The 18,401-nt window shown below is 66.0% G+C and carries 20 protein-coding genes; 16 read left to right on the top strand and 4 right to left on the bottom strand.

Features of this window, described 5'->3' with window-relative positions:
* Window positions 1–410 precede the first annotated feature (410 nt).
* Both ACSYG9_RS24780 and ACSYG9_RS24775 read left to right on the top strand, forming a co-directional pair.
* Complete coding sequence (locus ACSYG9_RS24780) at window positions 411–1,241, top strand: glycoside hydrolase family 19 protein (RefSeq protein ID WP_454840338.1); 831 nt, start codon at window positions 411–413, stop codon at window positions 1,239–1,241.
* Between the two features lie 49 nt (window positions 1,242–1,290).
* On the top strand, window positions 1,291–1,470 hold the full coding sequence (locus ACSYG9_RS24775) for a tautomerase family protein (RefSeq protein WP_440124946.1): 180 nt from the start codon (window positions 1,291–1,293) through the stop codon (window positions 1,468–1,470).
* Window positions 1,471–1,508: 38 nt separating this feature from the next.
* On the opposite strand, the gene ACSYG9_RS24770 is transcribed toward ACSYG9_RS24775, so the two are convergent.
* Complete coding sequence (locus ACSYG9_RS24770; protein WP_454840336.1) at window positions 1,509–2,147, bottom strand: GNAT family N-acetyltransferase; 639 nt, start codon at window positions 2,145–2,147, stop codon at window positions 1,509–1,511.
* Window positions 2,148–2,168: 21 nt separating this feature from the next.
* Window positions 2,169–2,654, bottom strand: coding sequence for a MarR family transcriptional regulator (locus ACSYG9_RS24765; protein ID WP_440124944.1), 486 nt, complete (start codon window positions 2,652–2,654; stop codon window positions 2,169–2,171).
* A gap of 139 nt (window positions 2,655–2,793) precedes the next feature.
* On the opposite strand from ACSYG9_RS24765, the gene ACSYG9_RS24760 reads away from it, so the two are divergent.
* The 10 genes from ACSYG9_RS24760 (at window position 2,794) to ACSYG9_RS24715 (ending at window position 13,344) form a co-directional block, all read left to right on the top strand.
* A complete protein-coding gene (locus ACSYG9_RS24760) occupies window positions 2,794–3,570 on the top strand; it encodes a dioxygenase family protein (RefSeq protein ID WP_454840334.1) in 777 nt (258 codons plus the stop codon).
* A gap of 67 nt (window positions 3,571–3,637) precedes the next feature.
* Complete coding sequence (locus ACSYG9_RS24755; protein WP_440124942.1) at window positions 3,638–5,221, top strand: anthranilate synthase component I; 1,584 nt, start codon at window positions 3,638–3,640, stop codon at window positions 5,219–5,221.
* Window positions 5,221–5,937, top strand: a complete 717-nt coding sequence (locus ACSYG9_RS24750) for a TIGR02234 family membrane protein (protein ID WP_454840333.1) — start codon at window positions 5,221–5,223, stop codon at window positions 5,935–5,937. The genes ACSYG9_RS24755 and ACSYG9_RS24750 overlap by 1 nt, the downstream gene beginning before the upstream one ends.
* Window positions 5,938–6,027: 90 nt before the next feature.
* A complete protein-coding gene (trpC, locus tag ACSYG9_RS24745; protein ID WP_440124940.1) occupies window positions 6,028–6,837 on the top strand; it encodes an indole-3-glycerol phosphate synthase TrpC in 810 nt (269 codons plus the stop codon).
* Window positions 6,838–6,974: 137 nt separating this feature from the next.
* Window positions 6,975–8,228 carry a tryptophan synthase subunit beta gene (gene trpB, locus ACSYG9_RS24740; protein ID WP_440127801.1) on the top strand — a complete coding sequence of 418 codons (1,254 nt, stop codon included), beginning with the start codon at window positions 6,975–6,977 and terminating at the stop codon, window positions 8,226–8,228.
* Complete coding sequence (gene trpA / locus ACSYG9_RS24735) at window positions 8,225–9,028, top strand: tryptophan synthase subunit alpha (RefSeq protein ID WP_440124939.1); 804 nt, start codon at window positions 8,225–8,227, stop codon at window positions 9,026–9,028. The genes trpB and trpA overlap by 4 nt, the downstream gene beginning before the upstream one ends.
* Window positions 9,025–10,116: a prolipoprotein diacylglyceryl transferase gene (gene lgt / locus ACSYG9_RS24730; RefSeq protein WP_440124937.1), complete on the top strand. Its 1,092-nt coding sequence runs from the start codon at window positions 9,025–9,027 to the stop codon at window positions 10,114–10,116. The genes trpA and lgt overlap by 4 nt, the downstream gene beginning before the upstream one ends.
* The gene (locus ACSYG9_RS24725; protein WP_454840331.1) at window positions 10,113–10,970 is read left to right on the top strand and encodes an NINE protein; all 858 of its coding nucleotides are present in this window, start codon (window positions 10,113–10,115) and stop codon (window positions 10,968–10,970) included. Before lgt ends, ACSYG9_RS24725 begins: the two co-directional genes overlap by 4 nt.
* A gap of 68 nt (window positions 10,971–11,038) precedes the next feature.
* Complete coding sequence (gene pyk / locus ACSYG9_RS24720; RefSeq protein WP_169686610.1) at window positions 11,039–12,460, top strand: pyruvate kinase; 1,422 nt, start codon at window positions 11,039–11,041, stop codon at window positions 12,458–12,460.
* A complete protein-coding gene (locus ACSYG9_RS24715) occupies window positions 12,457–13,344 on the top strand; it encodes an acyl-CoA thioesterase domain-containing protein (protein WP_440124934.1) in 888 nt (295 codons plus the stop codon). Before pyk ends, ACSYG9_RS24715 begins: the two co-directional genes overlap by 4 nt.
* A 19-nt stretch (window positions 13,345–13,363) precedes the next feature.
* Here ACSYG9_RS24715 and ACSYG9_RS24710 read toward each other — a convergent pair whose 3' ends face one another.
* Together ACSYG9_RS24710 and ACSYG9_RS24705 are read right to left on the bottom strand one after the other, a co-directional pair.
* A complete protein-coding gene (locus ACSYG9_RS24710) occupies window positions 13,364–13,819 on the bottom strand; it encodes a MarR family transcriptional regulator (protein ID WP_440124933.1) in 456 nt (151 codons plus the stop codon).
* Window positions 13,816–14,448: a DJ-1/PfpI family protein gene (locus ACSYG9_RS24705; protein ID WP_440124932.1), complete on the bottom strand. Its 633-nt coding sequence runs from the start codon at window positions 14,446–14,448 to the stop codon at window positions 13,816–13,818. The genes ACSYG9_RS24710 and ACSYG9_RS24705 overlap by 4 nt, the downstream gene beginning before the upstream one ends.
* Before the next feature lie 330 nt (window positions 14,449–14,778).
* Between ACSYG9_RS24705 and ACSYG9_RS24700 the strand changes: the two genes are divergently transcribed.
* The 4 genes from ACSYG9_RS24700 to ACSYG9_RS24685 all read left to right on the top strand — a co-directional run bounded on the left by ACSYG9_RS24700 (window position 14,779) and on the right by ACSYG9_RS24685 (window position 18,386).
* Entirely contained in the window at window positions 14,779–15,801 is a 1,023-nt protein-coding gene (locus tag ACSYG9_RS24700) for a 2-oxoglutarate and iron-dependent oxygenase domain-containing protein (protein WP_440124931.1), read from the top strand.
* 64 nt (window positions 15,802–15,865) lie between these two features.
* Window positions 15,866–16,702, top strand: coding sequence for a MetQ/NlpA family ABC transporter substrate-binding protein (locus tag ACSYG9_RS24695; RefSeq protein WP_440124930.1), 837 nt, complete (start codon window positions 15,866–15,868; stop codon window positions 16,700–16,702).
* Window positions 16,648–17,721 (top strand): ATP-binding cassette domain-containing protein, encoded by a 1,074-nt coding sequence (locus ACSYG9_RS24690; RefSeq protein ID WP_440124929.1) that lies wholly within the window; start codon window positions 16,648–16,650, stop codon window positions 17,719–17,721. The genes ACSYG9_RS24695 and ACSYG9_RS24690 overlap by 55 nt, the downstream gene beginning before the upstream one ends.
* Complete coding sequence (locus ACSYG9_RS24685) at window positions 17,718–18,386, top strand: ABC transporter permease subunit (RefSeq protein ID WP_440124928.1); 669 nt, start codon at window positions 17,718–17,720, stop codon at window positions 18,384–18,386. Before ACSYG9_RS24690 ends, ACSYG9_RS24685 begins: the two co-directional genes overlap by 4 nt.
* Window positions 18,387–18,401 lie beyond the last annotated feature (15 nt).

The following is an 18,401-nucleotide window of genomic DNA, read 5'->3' as shown; positions in this document are numbered from 1 at the left end:
GACGGCACGTGCTGGCACCGCTGTCGGTCGGGGAATGCGGCCCAGTCGTCGACGTCGTTCGATGTTTGGCTGAATTGCTTTGCGGCACAATCGATGATTCCACCTCGGTCGCTCGGGAGCGCGTCCGGAGCGGGCGTGCGGGGTGCTGTGACGCGCAGCGTCCGGACGGTGCATCGGATGTCGCTGATGTGAATGATGGGTCGGGCGTGTGGGGTGGAGCACTTTCGTGGCGTCGAAGTGGGCTCGGGCACGATTGCTTGAAGGTCTTGCCATCTGCGGCGTTACCTGGTTGTGACCTCAAGGCCGCCGAATTGTGATCCGCCGTGGATGGACGACTTCCTTCGGTGAACGTGCGCGGCCCCCATCCCCGGAGGCCGAACCGAATTCGGTCGAATTTTGGAGCACGACCCATGTCACTTACATGCTTGCGGCATGCCCGTGTCGCGATCGCGGCGGCGGCGCTGATCGGTACGGCAACCTCTGCTGTTCTCGGTTTCGGCGCGTCCGATGCCCACGCTACTCCGATGGCTTCGGCGCACACTCGGTACGAAGCGTCGAGCAACGTGCTCGAGGTGCTGGAGCTTTCCACCCTTGCCGAGAGCGGGTGGTCCGTCGCCGACGACTCTTCGGCCCCGGTTCCGGCCGAGGCCTCGGATGCCTCTGCCGGCGCGTCGGAGGCTGCCCCGCCGGAGGCTCCTGCCCCCGCACCACCGGCTGTCACCACCGACGACCTGAGGATGATCGTGCCGGAAATCTCAGCCGAGAGGATCGACCAGTACATCGCTCCGTTGAATGAGGCGATGATACGCAACGGTATCGACACACCGGTCCGCCAGGCGGCGTTCATCGCACAACTCGCGGTCGAGTCCGACTCCTTCCGGACCTTCGAGGAGTATGCGTCCGGTCGTGCCTATGAGGGCAGGGCCGATCTCGGCAACGTTCATCCCGGAGACGGTGAGCGGTACAAGGGCAGGGGAGCGATCCAGGTCACCGGTCGTCACAACTACGAGGAGCTGAGTCGGCACACAGGGGTGGATTTCGTCACGAACCCCGAGTTGCTCGCCGCGCCGGAGAACGCTTTCGTCAGTGCCGCCTGGTACTGGACGTCGCGCAATCTCAACCAGGTTGCGGACACTGCGGGGATCGTGCGGGTATCGGAGGTCGTCAACGGCGGTCACCATGCCCTCACCCGTCGAATCGCAGATTTCGAGCGGGGCTTGCACGTCCTGCTCGCGCCGTAGTCGTCACTCGAGTGTCACCGAGTCGTCTGCGCGTGGTTAGAGTGCGTTCATGCCTCTGATTCGGATCAGTCAGACTCCCGGCCTCACGAGTGAGCAGAAGGCCGAGGTGATCGCCGCGGTGACCCGCGCCTATGCGGAGACTGCAGGCAAGAGCGAGTCGTCGGTGTGGGTGACCATCACCGAGGTGCCGCGCGAGAACTGGGGTGTCGGCGGGACGCCGCTGGGGTGATCGGGTCGGGGCGCCGCTGGGGTGAGGGCGGGTAACGGTCACAACGATCGCACCATGGTGAGTTGGTGCACCCGGGCACCTCTGTAACGAAGTCCGGGAACCGGGAGGGTGCCGCCGTGCGGTGTGAATCCCATCCGTTCGAAGAACCTTGCTGCCCTTGTATTTTCGACCAGCGTCTGCAGGTGGCATCCGGGAATCTGTTCGGAGCGTAGGCGTTCGAACCAAGCATCCATCAGTCCTGATGCTGCTCCGGTGCCGCGTGCTTCCGGCGCAACGTTGACGTGCAGGTGTGCGGGCCACCGGGGGTCGCGGATCTGGCCTGCCGTCGGTGTGCGGAGGATCGCTGCTGCGGCCGCGTCGATCATGCTGCGGCCGAAGAAGGCCACGGCCTGCCTGCTCCGAAACGGCCTGAATCGACGGATCGCGTCGGCGATGAGTGTGTCCTCGCTCGGGAATGCCTCGGTGTCGACGCATCCGGCGAGGTAGCCGACGAGCGCTCCTTTCTGCTCGGCGACGAACAGGGAGGCGGGTTCGAGGTCCATGTACGGATCGAGGTAGACCGCTGCTTCGGAATCGGTTTGACCCCACAGTGTTTCGGTGGGGGACCCTTGCCCCGCGCGTTCGAACAACGTGCGCAGGGCGGCGCGATCGTTGTCGGTGAATGTCCGAATTCGCATTCGGAGAAGCTACCGCAACGCTCAGGCCTTGCCGGTGCCTTCGGCGATGCCTTTGTCGAGTTGCGTCAGCAGGGCGGTTCCGATTGCTTCGAGGGTGCTCACCTGTCCGTCGTCGAGACCGTCGAAGACGAGTCGCTGGACCGTGTCGACATGTGCGGGCGCGGTCTCGACGACCTTGGTGTAGCCGGCGTCGGTGAGGACGGCATATGAGCCGCGGCTGTGTGGGATCGCCTCCCGGCAGACCCAGCCGCGTTTGGTGAGCCGGGTGATCACGTGCGAGAGCCGTGACAACGATGCGTTGGCTTCTTCTGCCAGGGTGGATAGTTGTAGTCGGCGGCCCGGGGCCTCCGACAGGACGGCGAGGACGAAGTACTCGAAGTGGGTGAGGTCGGCGTCGCGCTGCATCTGGGTGTCCAGTGCTGCGGGCAACCGGGTGATCACTGCCACGAGCGAGCGCCAGGCTTTCTGTTGCCGGTGGTCGAGCCACCGGGGTTCGTCGCCGCTCATGCTCAACAGGCCTCTCTCCGAGTCATCGTGATTCGTCCACCTTGCCAAACGGGAGCGCCGTATCTCGCGGTGGGGAATGAAATCGGTTCGGCGCAGTGTTCCCTGTATGATACTTGAAGCTTCAATATGAGGAGAATATGTGACCGCGACGCCCGCCCTGTTCGTCAGCCACGGCGCCCCGCCTCTCGTCGACAGCGCGCTGTGGGTATCCCAATTGCAGACGTGGTCGTCGAATCTGCCGCGTCCCACCGCGATCCTGGTGGTCTCTGCGCACTGGGAATCGGCGCCGCTCACCATCGGCGCGACCACCACGGGCACTCCTTTGGTGTACGACTTCGGTGGCTTCCCGCGTCGGTTCTACGAAGTCACCTACGACTCGCCCGGTGCACCAGACCTGGCCCGCAAGGTGGCGGCCCTCATGCCCGATGACGAGCCGGTAGTGCAGCAACCCCGTCGCGGACTCGACCACGGCGCATACGTCCCCCTCACCGTGATGTATCCGGCCGCCGATATCCCCGTGCTGCAGATCTCGCTGCCCAGCCTCGATCCGAAGCGGCTGCTGGCACTGGGGGAGCGGCTGCGTCCTCTGCGCGACGAGGGAGTCTTGATCATCGGGTCGGGTTTTACCACCCACGGGTTACCGTTCCTGAGGGATATGCGTCCGGAGGCGCCCGCACCGGGCTGGTCGGCCGAATTCGACCACTGGACTGCCGAAAGTCTTGCCGCCGGAGACATCGATTCACTGCTCGACTTCCAGCGCCGGGCACCGGGGATGCCGTATGCCCACCCGTCCACCGAGCATTTCGCGCCGCTGTTCGTGACCCTCGGTGCGTCCAGTGACCCCGGGCAGCGACCCGACCAGGTCATCGACGGTTTCTGGCTCGGTCTGGCGAAACGCTCGTTCCAGGTCGGATAGGCCTGTCGACGCGCCGCAGCCACCCCGCGGCGCAGCCCCTCTGCTCGGTGCCTGGGATGATGGGCGCATGTCCGGCGAGCCCACCACCATTCCCTCAGCCACCACGACCGCGTCCGCCGGGGGGCGGTCCGATACGACGACCTCCCGTGCGCAGTTCAGGGCCCTCGCAGCCGAGCACCGCGTGGTCCCGGTGACCCGCAAGGTGCTCGCCGACGCGGAGACTCCGCTGTCGGCCTACCGGAAACTCGCGGCCGACCGGCCCGGCACCTTCCTGCTCGAGTCCGCCGAAAACGGCCGGTCCTGGTCTCGCTGGTCGTTCATCGGCGCGGGGAGTCCGGCTGCGCTGACCGTCGTCGACGGTCAGGCTGCATGGTTCGGTCACGTACCCAGTGGTGCGCCATCGGGTGGGAATCCGATCGAGGTGCTCCAGGAAACCCTCTCGTTGCTGCACACGGACCGCCTGCACGGCCTGCCGCCGCTCACCGGCGGCATGGTCGGCTATCTCGGCTACGACATCGTCCGTCATCTCGAGAAGCTGCCCACGCTCGCGGTCGACGATCTTCGAATCCCCGAGATGGTCATGCTGCTGGCGACCGATCTCGCGGCGGTCGACCACCACGAGGGCACGATCTGGCTGATTGCGAACGCGGTCAACTGGGACGGCTCCGACGAGCGCGTGGACGAGGCCTACGACGATGCGCTCGCGCGACTCGACCGCATGACCGCCGACCTGGCGGCACCCGCGCGCTCGACCGTTGCGACCTTCTCGAAGCCGGAACCCGACTACCGGCGTCAGCGCACCACCGAGTCGTTCTGTACGGACGTGCGCAAGCTCATCGGAGATATCGAAGCGGGTGAGGCATTTCAAGTCGTACTCTCGCAGAGATTCGAAATCGATTGTGAAGCAGAACCGTTCGACGTGTACCGAATGTTGCGTGCCTCGAACCCGAGTCCGTACATGTTCCTGATGCACATCCCCGACGCCGATGGCCGAACGGCGTTCTCGATCGTCGGATCGAGCCCCGAGGCGCTCGTGACCGTTACCGACGGCGTTGCCACCACCCATCCCATCGCAGGCACTCGCTGGCGCGGTAAGGACGAAGAGGAAGACATCCTTCTCGAGAAGGACCTCATCGCTGACGAGAAGGAGAACGCCGAGCACCTCATGCTCGTCGATCTCGGCCGCAACGACCTGGGGCGCGTGTGTGAGCCCGGCACCGTCAAAGTGCACGATTATCGGCACATCGAGCGCTACAGCCACGTCATGCATCTCGTGTCGACCGTGACAGGACATCTTGCCGAGGGCAGACACGCCCTCGACGCGGTGACCGCGTGTTTCCCCGCCGGAACGTTGTCGGGCGCGCCCAAGGTGCGCGCTATGGAACTGATCGAGGAACTCGAACCGACCCGCCGCGGCATCTACGGCGGGATCGTCGGATACCTCGACTTCGCAGGTGATGCCGACACCGCCATCGCGATCCGCTCGGCCCTCGTCAAGAACGGCGTCGCCTATGTGCAAGCCGGCGCCGGTGTGGTGGCCGATTCCGTACCGGGGGCGGAGGACACCGAAGCGCGGAACAAGGCGATGTCCGCGCTCGCCGCGGTGGCCGCAGCGGCCACAGTGGCCCCGTTCGGAGGCGACGCCGAGTGATGGACCGGGAACCTACGCAGCCGGAACCGGCACCCACCGCAGGCGCCGGTCGGCCGGTGAGGCGCCGTTCACCCGCGCTGGCAGCGCTGCTCCTCGTCGTAGCGGCCGCGGCATTGTGGGCGTCGAGTCGTATGACCTGGGTGCAGGTGGACTCGGCCGATGGCCTCGGAGCCGACCGGGTCACCGACCTGGACGGCGGCACCTGGGCGGCCGCGACCACTCCGCTGGCTCTGGCGCTGCTCGCCGCGGTGGCCGCGGCATTCGCGGTGCGTGGTCGCGCGGTTCGTATCGTGGCGGGCGCAGTGGCGCTGGTGGCGGTGGCGGCGGCGATTCCGGTGGTGCAGTTGCTCGGCTCGGGGGTGGATCCGGACGCTGCCGCGCGGGTTGCCGGCCTCCCCGACCGGGCCACGGTGGTCGCCACCGAGATCTTCCCGCTGCCCGCCATCCTCGCGTGCCTCGGTGCGTGCGTGGCACTCGCGGCGGCTGTCGCACTGTGGCGCACCCCGAGCGCTCGGACCGGCCTGTCCTCGAAGTACGACGCTCCGGCCGCACGCCGTGAAGCCGCCGCACGCGGCGCCGCGGCGGACGAGCCGATGACCGAGCGAACCCTGTGGGACAGCATCGATGCGGGGCACGATCCGACTGTCGGCGACGAGGATACCGACGCCGATAACGGCGCCGATGAGGATTCGGGCGAATCGGGGACCCGCCGCTGAGTCCTGTCGCGAGACGGACTAGGCTGGGCAGTACTTCCGATGAAGTTGATCACATCGGGATTGACATGGGGCGAAAGGACTCGAGCCACGATGACAGTTCTCGACTCGATTCTCGAAGGAGTGCGCGCAGACGTCGCAGCTCGGGAGGCGGCCGTCGATTTCGCTTCCGTCAAAGCCGCCGCAGCCGCCGCGCCCTCGCCGATCGACGCCAAGGCAGCGTTGCTCGAACCGGGCATCGCGGTTATTGCCGAGGTGAAACGTGCGAGCCCGTCGAAGGGTGCGCTCGCCGATATCGGCGATCCGGCCGAGCTGGCGAAGGCGTACGAGGCCGGTGGTGCACGCGCGATCAGCGTGCTGACGGAGGAGCGTCGCTTCCGCGGTAGTCTCGCCGACCTCGACGCGGTGCGTCGCGCTGTGCGTATTCCGGTGCTGCGCAAGGATTTCGTGGTTGGTCCTTACCAGATTCACGAGGCCCGCGCCCACGGTGCCGACATCGTGTTGCTGATTGTCGCCGCGCTCGAACAGACCGTGCTGCACTCGCTCATCGAGCGCGTCGAATCACTCGGGATGACCGCCCTGGTCGAAGCGCACACCGAGGAGGAGGCCGACCGCGCCCTCGAAGCCGGTGCCAGTGTCATCGGCATCAATGCCCGCAATCTCAAGACCCTCGAGGTCGACAAGAACACCTTCGGCCGCATCGCGCCCGGATTACCCTCCGATGTCCTCAAGATCGCCGAGTCCGGCGTTCGAGGGCCGGCCGACCTGCTCGCGTACGCGGGTGCGGGGGCGGACGCAGTGCTCGTAGGTGAAGGTCTCGTCACCAGCGGGGATCCTCGTCAGGCCGTTGCGGAACTCGTCACGGTGGGCACCCATCCGTCGTGCCCGAAGCCGGCGCGCTGAGCGCAGGCCAGGCCCGGACAACTCGCCGGAACGGACCGGCGCAACCCGGCGGTGAACATGCACCGCCGGTGGGGCAGACTGGATGTGTGACTGCAGACGATCCCGCCCTGTCCGCCGAAGGTCGCGGACTCCCCCTCATGAGCGAAGCCGTCTCGACTTCGACCGCGCATGAACCCGATGCCGGTGGGCATTTCGGTGTATTCGGCGGACGCTACGTCCCAGAAGCGCTCATGGCGGTCATCGAGGAGGTCACCGCAGCGTTCGAGAAGGAGCGCACCGACCCGGGGTTCCTCGCGGAGCTCGACCGCCTCCAGCGCGACTACACCGGACGCCCCTCACCGCTCTACGAAGCCACTCGTCTGAGCGAGCACGCCGGGGGAGCCCGGATCTTCCTCAAGCGTGAAGATCTCAACCACACCGGCTCGCACAAGATCAATAACGTGCTTGGCCAGGTGCTGCTCGCCAAACGCATGGGCAAGACCCGCGTCATCGCCGAGACGGGAGCGGGTCAGCACGGTGTCGCAACTGCGACTGCGTGTGCGTTGCTCGGGCTCGATTGCCTCGTGTACATGGGTGAGGTCGACACCGAACGCCAGGCACTCAACGTCGCCCGTATGCGTCTGCTCGGCGCCGAGGTCATCGCCGCAAAGACCGGTTCGCGCACCCTCAAGGATGCGATCAACGAGGCGATGCGCGACTGGGTCACCAACGCCGACAACACCTACTACTGCTTCGGTACAGCCGCGGGACCCCACCCGTTCCCCGCGATGGTCCGAGATTTCCAGCGCATCATCGGCCTCGAGGCGCGCGCGCAGGTCCGCGAGCAGACCGGCCGCCTGCCCGACGCTGTTGTGGCATGCGTAGGCGGCGGCTCCAACGCAATCGGAATCTTCCACCCCTTCATCGACGACCCGTCGGTCAAGCTGGTCGGATTCGAAGCAGGTGGCGACGGAGTCGAGACCGGCCGTCACGCCGCGACCATCGGCGGTGGTACCCACGGGGCGCTCCACGGTGCGTACTCGTATCTGCTGCAGGACGAGGACGGCCAGACCATCGAATCGCACTCGATCTCGGCGGGGCTCGACTACCCCGGCGTCGGGCCCGAACATTCGTGGCTCAACGACACCGGTCGTGCGGAATACCGAGCGATCACCGACGCGGAAGCAATGAACGCATTCGGACTGCTGTGCCGCACCGAGGGGATCATCCCCGCGATCGAGTCCGCACACGCCGTCGCCGGTGCGCTGAAGTTGGGCCCCGAACTGGGCGCGGGAGCGATCGTCCTCGTGAACCTGTCCGGTCGCGGCGACAAGGACGTCGACACCGCAGCCAAGTGGTTCGGGTACCTGCCCGCCGGCAACGACACCAGCACCGAAGGAGCAGCGCAGTGAGCGCCCCGCACGAACGCCTCAGCGAGATCTTCGCGACCTGCCGCGCCGAGAAGCGTGCTGCACTCGTCGGATACCTGCCCGTCGGATACCCCACGGTCGGCAAGTCGATCGAGGCCATGGGCACCCTCGTCGAGGGCGGGTGCGACCTCATCGAGGTCGGCATCCCCTACAGCGATCCGGTGATGGACGGCACCACCATTCAGGACGCCGCGTTCGAGGCGATCGCCAACGGTGTGCGGGTCCGTGACGTATTCACCGCAGTCGAGGCCATCAGTGCAGCCGGCGGCGCAGCCGTCGTCATGACCTACTGGAACCTGGTGGTCAGATACGGGGTGGAGAAGTTCGCCCGCGACCTGGCCGCGGCCGGCGGACTCGGCATCATCACCCCGGACCTGATCCCGGACGAGGCCGCCGACTGGATCGCGGCCTCCGACAAGTACGGACTCGGACGCACCTTCCTCGTGGCGCCGTCGTCGACGACCGAGCGTCTGGTGAGCACCCTCGAGCAGTGCCGCGGATTCGTCTATGCCACCTCCACGATGGGGGTCACGGGTGCCCGCGACGCCGTCGACAATCGTGCGCCCGAGCTCGTCGCCCGGGTTCGTGCGCACTCCGACATCCCGGTCGGGGTCGGACTCGGTGTCCGCAACGGTGCTCAGGCCGCCGAGATCGCCGCCTACGCAGACGGTGTCATCGTCGGATCGGCGCTCGTCACCGCTGTTGCTCAGGGGCCCGACGCGCTGCTGGCCCTGACGCAGGATCTCGCGAAGGGCGTGCGCTCCGCTACCGTGGCGTCGTGACTTCGACCGCAACAGTCCTGGCCTACCTGCCCAGCCCACCGCAAGGCGTCTGGTACGTGGGGCCGTTGGCCCTCCGTGCCTACGCGCTCTGCATCATCGTCGGCATCATCGTCGCGATCTGGTGGGGTGATCGCCGTTGGGTCGCCCGAGGCGGCCGGGCAGGAACCGTCCTCGACATCGCTGTGTGGGCGGTGCCCTTCGGTCTGATCGGCGGTCGCCTCTACCACGTCGCGACCGACTGGCAGAAGTACTTCGGTGAGGACGGCGAGCCCATCGATGCCTTGAAGATCTGGGAAGGTGGCCTCGGGATCTGGGGTGCGGTGGCGTTCGGCGCGGTCGGCGCCTGGATCGGCTGCCGTCGACGGGGAATTCCGTTGCCTGCCTTCGGCGACGCCCTCGCCCCCGCGATCCTCCTTGCGCAGGCCATCGGACGGCTCGGAAACTGGTTCAATCAGGAGCTCTACGGTCGTGAGACCACGGTGTGGTGGGGTCTCGAAATCTACGAGCGCACCGACGATGCCGGCCGGAGCGCACCGGGGCTGATCGACGGCACCTCGACCGGTGAGGTCGCATTCGTGGTGCACCCCACGTTCCTCTACGAACTACTGTGGAACGTGGCGATCGTCGTCCTGCTCGTCCTCGTCGATCGCAAGTTCGCGATCGGTCACGGTCGTCTCTTCGCGTTGTACGTTGCGGGGTACTGCGCCGGACGATTCTGGATCGAACTCATGCGCGCCGACACCGCGACCGAGATCGCAGGTATCCGTATCAACACCTTCACCTCCGGCATCGTGTTCGTCCTTGCCGTCGCGTATGTGGTCTTCGCACGCAAGGGCAGGGAAGCACCCGAGACTCTCGACCCCTCTGCATCGAAGTCCGACGATGCCGCAGTGAGCAGCACGGCGACCGGGGACGGGCGCGCCGGCGAAGACGGGGACGCAGGTAGGGACGACACCGATACCGAGAAGACCGATCGCGGGCAGCAGCACTCGAACACGAGGGCCGAGACACCGGATCCGGACAAGTCCGATTCCGCCGGTAAGGTCGGGAACGGCACGCCCGGCACCAGCAAGGGGGAGACTCAGTGACCACACCCGATCCCGGTAACTCGGACAAGCACGGCGACTCGTCGGAGCGCGATTCCGTCGACAGGCCGGATCTGCATAAGAAGAGTGATTCCGCCTCGCAGTCGCCTTCGGAGAACTCTGCCGAGGTCACCCACGAGTTCGGCCGGACCTTCGACTACGACGCGACCGCGCAGGCATCACTGTCCGAGCAGCCGCCCACCCCGGAATCACTCGGTGGATCAGTCGGTACGCCGGGGCCGGGGTGGGATACCTACTCGGGAATGGGCAACGGGCCGGGGTGGGGCACTACGCCGAGCTACCCGCCGCCGTCGGAGAACCCGCAATCCGACTATCCTGCGCCCGGAAGCGCAGAGTTCGGTGCTGCTGCACCACACTCGTACTCGAACGGTCCGCAGCAGGGGTTCACGCCCCAGTACGGCACGCCGGGTCCGGTCTACGGCACCCCCGATCCGCAGTACCCGATCGGCGGCGTCCCCGGGTTTTCGCCGCCGAACCCGCTCGGTGTCCCGCAGGATCCCTACGGCAACCCGCAACCATACGGTGCGTACGGGCCACCGCCCGCCTACCCCGGCGGACCGGCCGGATTCGTCGATCCATCTGCCCCCTACGGCCGCGATCCCTACACAGGTGAGCCGTTCTCCGACAAATCGAAGGTCACAGCGGGTCTTCTCGAGATTCTGCTCGGCGCATTCGGTGCCGGCCGCTTCTACCTCGACCAGCCCGGGATGGCGATCGCCCAGATCGCTGTCACGTGGCTGACCTGCGGTATCGGCGGCATCTGGCCGCTGATCGACGGCATCATGATGCTCACCGGCAAGGTACGCGACAACCATGGACGTCCGCTGCAACCTTAGTGAAGTGGCTACCAGCCGGTAACCGATGCGAAATGGTGGCGCAGGATAGAGGGGACTAGGCTCGTGTCGTGACCCGACGCACCAAGATTGTTTGCACCATGGGGCCCGCGACTGCCGATCCCGATGTTCTCCGAGAACTCGTAGATGCCGGCATGAACGTGGCCCGACTCAACTTCAGCCACGGAGAACATTCAGAACACGAGGGCCACTTCAACCGCGTCCGCGCGGCCGCCGAGGCCACCGGGAACGCAGTGGGTGTCCTCGCCGACCTGCAGGGCCCGAAGATCCGCCTCGGACGCTTCGCCGAGGGGCGCACCGTGTGGGAGAACGGCGAGATCGTGCGCATCACCGTCGACGATGTCGAGGGCACGCACGATCGGGTGTCGACCACCTACAAGCAACTCGCGGCGGACGCTGTCGCGGGTGACCGGCTCCTCGTCGACGACGGCAAGGTCGGTCTCGTCGTCGAGTCCGTCGAGGGCAACGACGTGATCTGCCGCGTCACCGAGGGCGGACCGGTCAGCAACAACAAGGGCGTGTCCCTTCCCGGGATGAACGTGTCAGTTCCGGCGTTGTCGGAGAAGGACATTGCCGATCTCGAGTTCGCGCTCCGGCTCGGAGTCGACTTCATTGCCCTCTCGTTCGTCCGCTCCCCGGCGGATATCGAACTCGTGCACGAGGTCATGGACCGGGTCGGGCTTCGCCTCCCGGTCATCGCCAAGCTCGAGAAGCCCGAAGCGATCGAGAACCTCGAGGCCGTGGTTCTTGCCTTCGATGCGGTGATGGTGGCGCGCGGTGACCTCGGTGTGGAGCTTCCCCTCGAGGAGGTGCCGCTGGTGCAGAAGCGCGCCATCCAGATCGCGCGCGAGAACGCCAAGCCGGTCATCGTCGCGACACAGATGCTCGAGTCGATGATCGAGAATTCTCGGCCGACCCGCGCCGAGGCATCGGATGTCGCCAACGCGGTGCTCGACGGTGCCGACGCAGTCATGCTCTCCGGTGAGACCTCTGTCGGCAAGTTTCCGATCGAGACGGTCAAGACCATGGCTCGGATCGTCTCCGCGGTCGAGTCGGACTCGACGGACGTGCCTGCGCTGACCCACGTGCCGCGCACCAAACGCGGCGTGATCTCCTACGCGGCGCGCGACATCGGTGAGCGCCTCGACGCGAAGGCTCTTGTGGCGTTCACGCAGTCGGGCGACACCGTTCGCCGCCTCGCGCGCTTGCACACCCGGCTGCCTCTGCTTGCGTTCACGCCCGTACCGCACATCCGCAATCAGCTCGCGCTGACGTGGGGCACCGAGACGTTCTCGGTCGAACCGGTGGACACCACCGATCAGATGGTCGAACAGGTCGACCTCGCGTTGCTGTCGCTCGGTCGGTACCAACGCGGCGACCTCGTCGTGATCGTCGCCGGTGCGCCCCCCGGGCGATCCGGGTCGACGAACCTCATCCACGTGCACCGACTGGGGGAGAAGGACACTCGGTGACGGACCAGGAGTCCAACGGGAACGCCTCCCGTGACCTCGATGTGCTCCTCGGTCTGCTCGATCTCGAGCAGACCGAGGAGCACATCTTCGTGGGGCAGCACCCGAAGCAGACCGGGGCCCGTACGTTCGGGGGTCAACTCGTCGCGCAGGGGCTCATCGCCGCGGGGCGCACAGTCGGCGATCGGCCGGTGCATGCGCTCAACGCCCATTTCATCCGGGGTGGCGATGTCAAAGCACCGATCGAATACCACGTCACCTCGCATCGTGACGGCCGCGATTTCGCCAACCGTATGGTCACCGCCGTGCAGGACGACCGTGAGCTGTGTGTGATGCTCGTGGCGTTCCAGCGCTGGGGCAAAGGTCTCGAGCATTCGGTCGAGGTACCCGAAGTGCCTATGCCGGAAGCTCTTCCGCCGATCGGCGACCGGCTTCGCGGCTACGAAGAGCAGCTGCCGCACTTTGTCGGCGCGCTCAAGCCCATCGACATGCGCTACGCCAACGACCCGGCGTGGGTGCTTCGGGGCACCGGCGAACGCTTGAACCACAACCGGGTGTGGATGCGCTCCGACGGCGACCTCCCCGACGATCCGATGCTCCATGTCGCAACGCTCGCCTACGGGTCCGACACCACGGTGCTCGATTCGATTCTGACGACGCACGGGCTGTCGTGGGGCCTGGACCGCATCGTTGCCGCCACGGTCAATCATTCGATCTGGTTTCACCGCCCACTATGTTTCGAGAACTGGCATCTGTACGCCACGGAGTCTCCGGTGGCCGCAGGTTCGCGAGGTATGGCGACGGGCCGCTACTTCACCCTCGACGGCGAGCTGGTGGCGACCGTCGTGCAGGAAGGGCTCGTGCGGCACTTCCCACGTCGTTCATGATCGCTGTCGCTGATCCGGATCAGTCCTCGGCGATCGAGTCGAGGGCCGAGCTGAGTCGCCGCATCGAGTCGAGCGCCGCGTCCAGTTCGTCCCTTCCCATCAGCTCGGCGAGTCGCGCGGCGGCGGCCGCGTGAGCGGGGTCCAGCGCGGTGACGGCGTCGAGCCCGGTCTGGGTCGGTGCCACGAGCTTTGCGCGTCGGTGCGCGGGATTCGGCCGGTACTCGGCCATGCCGCGGTCGACGAGTAGATCGGCGATACGCTGCACGCTCTGCCTGGTGATACCCATCTCGCGTGCGATCGAGGCAACGGGCAACGGCTCGCGCAGGATCGCTCCGAGGACCTGCCACCAGGCCGCGGTCAGGCCGACGGGTCGCGCCAGCGTTTCAGCGAGTGCCAGGAACTGACCGTTGAGGCGGAAGGATGTGAGTGCGACACCGCTGAGCAGGTCTTGGTCGGTACGGATGCGGGCGGTCACTGCTGCCGTTCCATCAGCGTGTAGAAGCCTGCGGGATTGCGGTCTGCGTACAGGGCGAACCATGCGTCGAGTACCTCCGGTTCGTAGAGGTCGAGTTGCTCGAAGATGGCTCGCGCGAAATGGATCGGTGCAATCCCGGTCGCGGTGATCAGAGTACCGTCCGTCACTGCCGGCTCGTTGCGGTAGAGGTGGCTGCCCGCGTAGCCGACGTCGTCGAGGAACTCCGCAGCGTTGCTGGTGTGAGCGCGCTCGTCGAGAAGTCCGGCGGCGGCAAGGGCGCCGGTGGCGCCGCAGATCGCAGCGACCGGGACTTCGGCGTCGAGGAAGTCGCGTGCCTTGTCGGTGAACGAGGTGAAGCTATCGGTGTTCCAGATTTCGTTGCCCGGGAGGATCAGCATGGCGCTGTCGCTCGGTCGGATCTCGTCGAGCGTCAGGTCCGGAACGATCCGCAGGCCGCCTTTCGTCGTGATCGGAGCGCGTGTCGCGCCGACCGTGGCCACCGTGAAGTGTCCCGGTCGCTTCTGGAATTCGGGATCGTTGATTCCCGCGACGGCGTATCCGTATTCCCAGTCGGCGAGAGTGTCGTACAGGGCAAGGTGAACTGTCCGTGGTGCGTCGCCATCAGTCATGACAGCAGTCTGTCAAAAAAGCAGCATGCTGTCAATCTGGAGTGAGGTGAACGCGACAATTTGCCCTCGAGTTGTTCCTCGGATTAGCCTTGACCACCATGTTCGGCAATGATCTCGCGCAGTTGGTGAGCGCACGCAGGGTAGGCGTCCATGCCCCCGCGTGTTGTTGTCGCAGTCTCTGATGGTGCCTCCCGGGGCGATTCCAGGATCTCCTCGACGTTCCGGTTCCGCCCGCAGTCATCCGTGCCCCGTATTCGTCCACGGAATGAACCCGCTGCCGAACCCGTTCCTGCATGCGACGGCGCGTCGCGTCCAGAAAGGATCCATCTCATGCCCGACTCGGCAACATTGCCCATCATCGACCTCGCAGACCTCGACCGAGACGGCGACACGCGCACTGCGCTCCTCGACCGGCTGCGAACTGTCACCCACGAGATCGGTTTCTTCCACCTCGCCGGACACGACATCGACGAGTCGAGCGCGCGCCGCCTGATCACCTCGTCGCGAGAATTCTTCGCGTTGCCCGAAGCGGACAAACTCGAGATCGAGAACTCGCGTTCGCCCCATTTCCGCGGTTACACCCGTATCGGCGGCGAACACACCCAGGGATACATCGACTGGCGCGAACAACTCGACATCGGCCCTGAGCGCGACGCCGTCACCGACATCGATCCGGCGCGACCATGGGAGGTGCTGCACGGACCCAACCAGTGGCCCACCCAGGTACCGCACCTTCGCGAAGAGTCCCTCGCCTGGATCACCCGCTGCAGCAACGTCGGGATGCGCCTGCTTCGTGCCTGGGCCGAATCACTAGGAGCCCCAGCCGATTTCTTCGACGATGCGTTCGCCGAGTCGGATCCGCTCCTCAAGATCGCTCGATACCCCGGCCACGACCTGACCGTCACCGGCCAGGGCGTCGGCAGTCACAAGGACGTCGGTGCGCTGACCCTGCTGTATCCCGAACACGGCAGCACCGGATTCCAGGTCGAACGCGACGGCGAATGGGTCGACATCGATCCGATTCCAGGACACTTCATCGTCAACATCGGCGAACTCCTCGAAGTCGCCACCGGCGGGTACCTCAAAGCAACGGTGCACCGGGTCTTACCACCGGCCGCCGGATCCGACCGCGTCTCGCTGCCGTTCTTTCTCAATCCGGGTCTCGACAAGGCGCTGCCCATCGTCGACCTGCCCACAGACCTCGCCGCCGCCGCAAAAGGTGTGGGCACCGACGCCCACGGCGGTACTTTGCATTCTGTGTACGGACTCAACGCCCTGAAGTCGAGGCTGCGGGCACACCCCAACGTCACCGAGCGGTTCCACGCAGAATTGGCACGCTCGTTCGACAGGTGATCCACAGCCGGCTCCACCCGGTACCGCGCCGCGGGCCGGTCTCCACCCATGGAAGGTAGAAACGATGTTCCTGCGCCGCACCGCCGCCGCTTCGGCAGCTGTTGTCCTCGGTCTGGGCCTGGCAGCCTGTGGTTCGTCGGGTGGTGACGAGAACACCCTGGTCATCTCCGCGTCCTCCACGCCGCATGTCGAAATCCTCGAGCAAGTCGTGAGCAGCGGTGCCCTCGGCGATTATTCGCTCGACATCCGCGAGGTCACCGGTGAGATCGATCCCAACGAGCTGCTCTCCGCCGGCGATGTCGACGCGAACTTCTTCCAGCACGAGCCGTACCTCGTGGACTGGCAGAAGCAGAACGGAGTCGACAACCTCGTCGCCGTTGCCGACGTGCACCTCGAACCGATCAGCCTCTACTCGAACAAGGTCACCTCGCTCGACGAGCTCGCCGACGGCGACTCGATCGCGGTCCCGCGCGACACCACGAACTACGCTCGCGCGCTGTACCTTCTCGAATCCGCAGGCCTGATCAAGATGGACGTGCCCTTCACCGAGGCCGACCTGTCCGTCGTCACCGAGGCGAACATCACCGAGAACCCGAAGAACCTGCAGTTCATCCCGATCGAGCGCCCCCAGCTCGCGCGCCAGCTCGACGACCCGCAGGTCACCGCCGCGGTGATCAACTCCAACTACGCGCTCGAAGCAGGGCTCACCCCGGCCGACGATTCCATCTACACCGAAGAGGTCGAGGGCAACCCGTTCTCCAACCTCCTCGTGGTCCGCGCCGAGAACGAGAACGACCCGATCGTGGTTGCGCTCGCCGACGCACTCGAATCCCCCGAGACCGCCGCATGGATCAACGAAACCTACTCGGGTTCCGTGGTCCCCGTGCACCCGGCCAACTGATGATCGTCGTCGACTCCCTCGTCAAGACCTTCCCCGGCGCGGGTGGCGCCGAGGAGGTCGCGGCACTACGCGGCATCGACCTAGAGATCAGCGACGGCGAGATCTTCGGGGTCGTCGGACCGTCGGGGTCAGGCAAATCCACGCTGCTGCGATGCCTCAACCTTCTGGAGAACCCCACCTCGGGGCGGATCCTTCTCGGCGGCGACGACCTGTCGACATTGTCGGGAAGCGAGTTGCGGTCGGCGCGACGCCGCATCGGGACGGTCTTCCAGCAGTTCAACCTGCTGCACTCGCGCACCGTGGTCGGCAACATCGAGTTCCCGCTCGAAGTCGCCGGAGTCGGCAAAGCCGACCGACGGGCACGTGCCAAGGCGCTCATCGATCTCGTGGGCCTCACAGGCAAAGAGAAGTCGTACCCCTCGCAACTGTCCGGTGGACAGCAGCAACGCGTGGGCATCGCGCGCGCGCTCGCCGCCGAACCCGATGTGTTGTTGTGCGACGAAGCGACCAGCGCGCTCGACCCCGACACCACCGACCAGATCCTCGATCTCGTCGCGGAGATCAACCGCCGTCTCGGGGTCACCGTCGTCATCATCACCCACGAACTCGGTGTACTCCGGCGTGTATGTACCTCCGCGGCAAGGCTCGAAGCCGGCCGCATCGTCGAAACCGGCCGCATCTCCGACCTCGTCGCAGACCCCGGCTCGGCGCTCGGCGCCGCGATCGTACCTGTGGGCGACGATCCGTCGGCCGGGGCGATCAGCGACACTGCGCTCGTCACCGCGATCGGCGACTACGCACACGGGCCATGGCTCTCGGAGATGATCCGCGAGCTCGGCACCGACATCGCTGTCGTCGGCGGTCGTGTCGAGAAGGTCGGCGACGTGACGGTCGGCCGCCTCCGGCTGCGCTTCGATGCCGGCGCCGATCGTGACCGCATCGCTCGGTTCGTCGACGAGCGTGAACACCTGACCCTGTCGTGGGGAACCGACACCGACCTCGAGGGGTTGTCCGAATGAACAAGACCGCCTGGTACGAGGTCTTTCCCGAAGTCTGGGTCGCCACACTCGAGACTCTCTACATGGTCGGGGTCTCGTTCGTGCTCACCGTGATCGGGGGAATACTCGTCGGGATCATCCTGCAGATCACCGGGCCGAGCGGCCTGTGGCCCCAGCGTCTGATCAACGGTGTACTCGGAGTGATCGTCAACCTGTTTCGTTCGCTGCCCTTTCTCATCCTGCTCATCGCGCTGATCGGCGTGACGCGGTTCATCGTCGGCACGGCAATCGGCCCCACCGCCGCGATCGTGCCGCTCACCATCGGCGCGATCCCGTTCTTCGCACGCATTGTCGAATCCGCTTTACGCGAAGTGCCACGCGGGCGTGTGGACGCCGCGGAGGCAATGGGCGCAACGAACATCCAGATCGTGCGTAAGGTGCTGTTGCCCGAAGCGACGACCGCACTCGTGGCCGGTGCGACGCTGACGCTCGTGCTTCTCGTCGGTTACTCCGCCATGGCCGGTGTGATCGGGGCCGGTGGCCTCGGCGACTTTGCGCTCGTCTACGGCTACCAGCGCTTCAACACGCCGGTACTGCTCGTTGCCGTGGTCGTGCTGATCGTGATGGTGCAGATCATGCAGTCGATCGGCGACACGATCATCAAACGGATGGCGCACCGACGTTGACGGTCGGATGAACGA

The sequence above is a fragment of the Rhodococcus sp. SJ-2 genome, assembly GCF_053750035.1.
Note: the sequence above shows the minus strand (reverse complement) of the source record. Positions and strands in the feature narration are given on the sequence as shown.

Bases quoted from the DNA above. Each gene is read 5' to 3' on its own strand.
- ACSYG9_RS24780 (WP_454840338.1), top strand. From the start codon at position 411: ATGTCACTTACATGCTTGCGGCATGCCCGTGTCGCGATCGCGGCGGCG.
- ACSYG9_RS24775 (WP_440124946.1), top strand. From the start codon at position 1,291: ATGCCTCTGATTCGGATCAGTCAGACTCCCGGCCTCACGAGTGAGCAG.
- ACSYG9_RS24770 (WP_454840336.1), bottom strand. From the start codon at position 2,147: ATGCGAATTCGGACATTCACCGACAACGATCGCGCCGCCCTGCGCACG.
- ACSYG9_RS24765 (WP_440124944.1), bottom strand. From the start codon at position 2,654: ATGAGCGGCGACGAACCCCGGTGGCTCGACCACCGGCAACAGAAAGCC.
- ACSYG9_RS24755 (WP_440124942.1), top strand. From the start codon at position 3,638: ATGTCCGGCGAGCCCACCACCATTCCCTCAGCCACCACGACCGCGTCC.
- ACSYG9_RS24750 (WP_454840333.1), top strand. From the start codon at position 5,221: ATGGACCGGGAACCTACGCAGCCGGAACCGGCACCCACCGCAGGCGCC.
- trpC (WP_440124940.1), top strand. From the start codon at position 6,028: ATGACAGTTCTCGACTCGATTCTCGAAGGAGTGCGCGCAGACGTCGCA.
- trpB (WP_440127801.1), top strand. From the start codon at position 6,975: ATGAGCGAAGCCGTCTCGACTTCGACCGCGCATGAACCCGATGCCGGT.
- ACSYG9_RS24705 (WP_440124932.1), bottom strand. From the start codon at position 14,448: ATGACTGATGGCGACGCACCACGGACAGTTCACCTTGCCCTGTACGAC.
- ACSYG9_RS24700 (WP_440124931.1), top strand. From the start codon at position 14,779: ATGCCCGACTCGGCAACATTGCCCATCATCGACCTCGCAGACCTCGAC.
- ACSYG9_RS24695 (WP_440124930.1), top strand. From the start codon at position 15,866: ATGTTCCTGCGCCGCACCGCCGCCGCTTCGGCAGCTGTTGTCCTCGGT.
- ACSYG9_RS24690 (WP_440124929.1), top strand. From the start codon at position 16,648: ATGGATCAACGAAACCTACTCGGGTTCCGTGGTCCCCGTGCACCCGGC.
- ACSYG9_RS24685 (WP_440124928.1), top strand. From the start codon at position 17,718: ATGAACAAGACCGCCTGGTACGAGGTCTTTCCCGAAGTCTGGGTCGCC.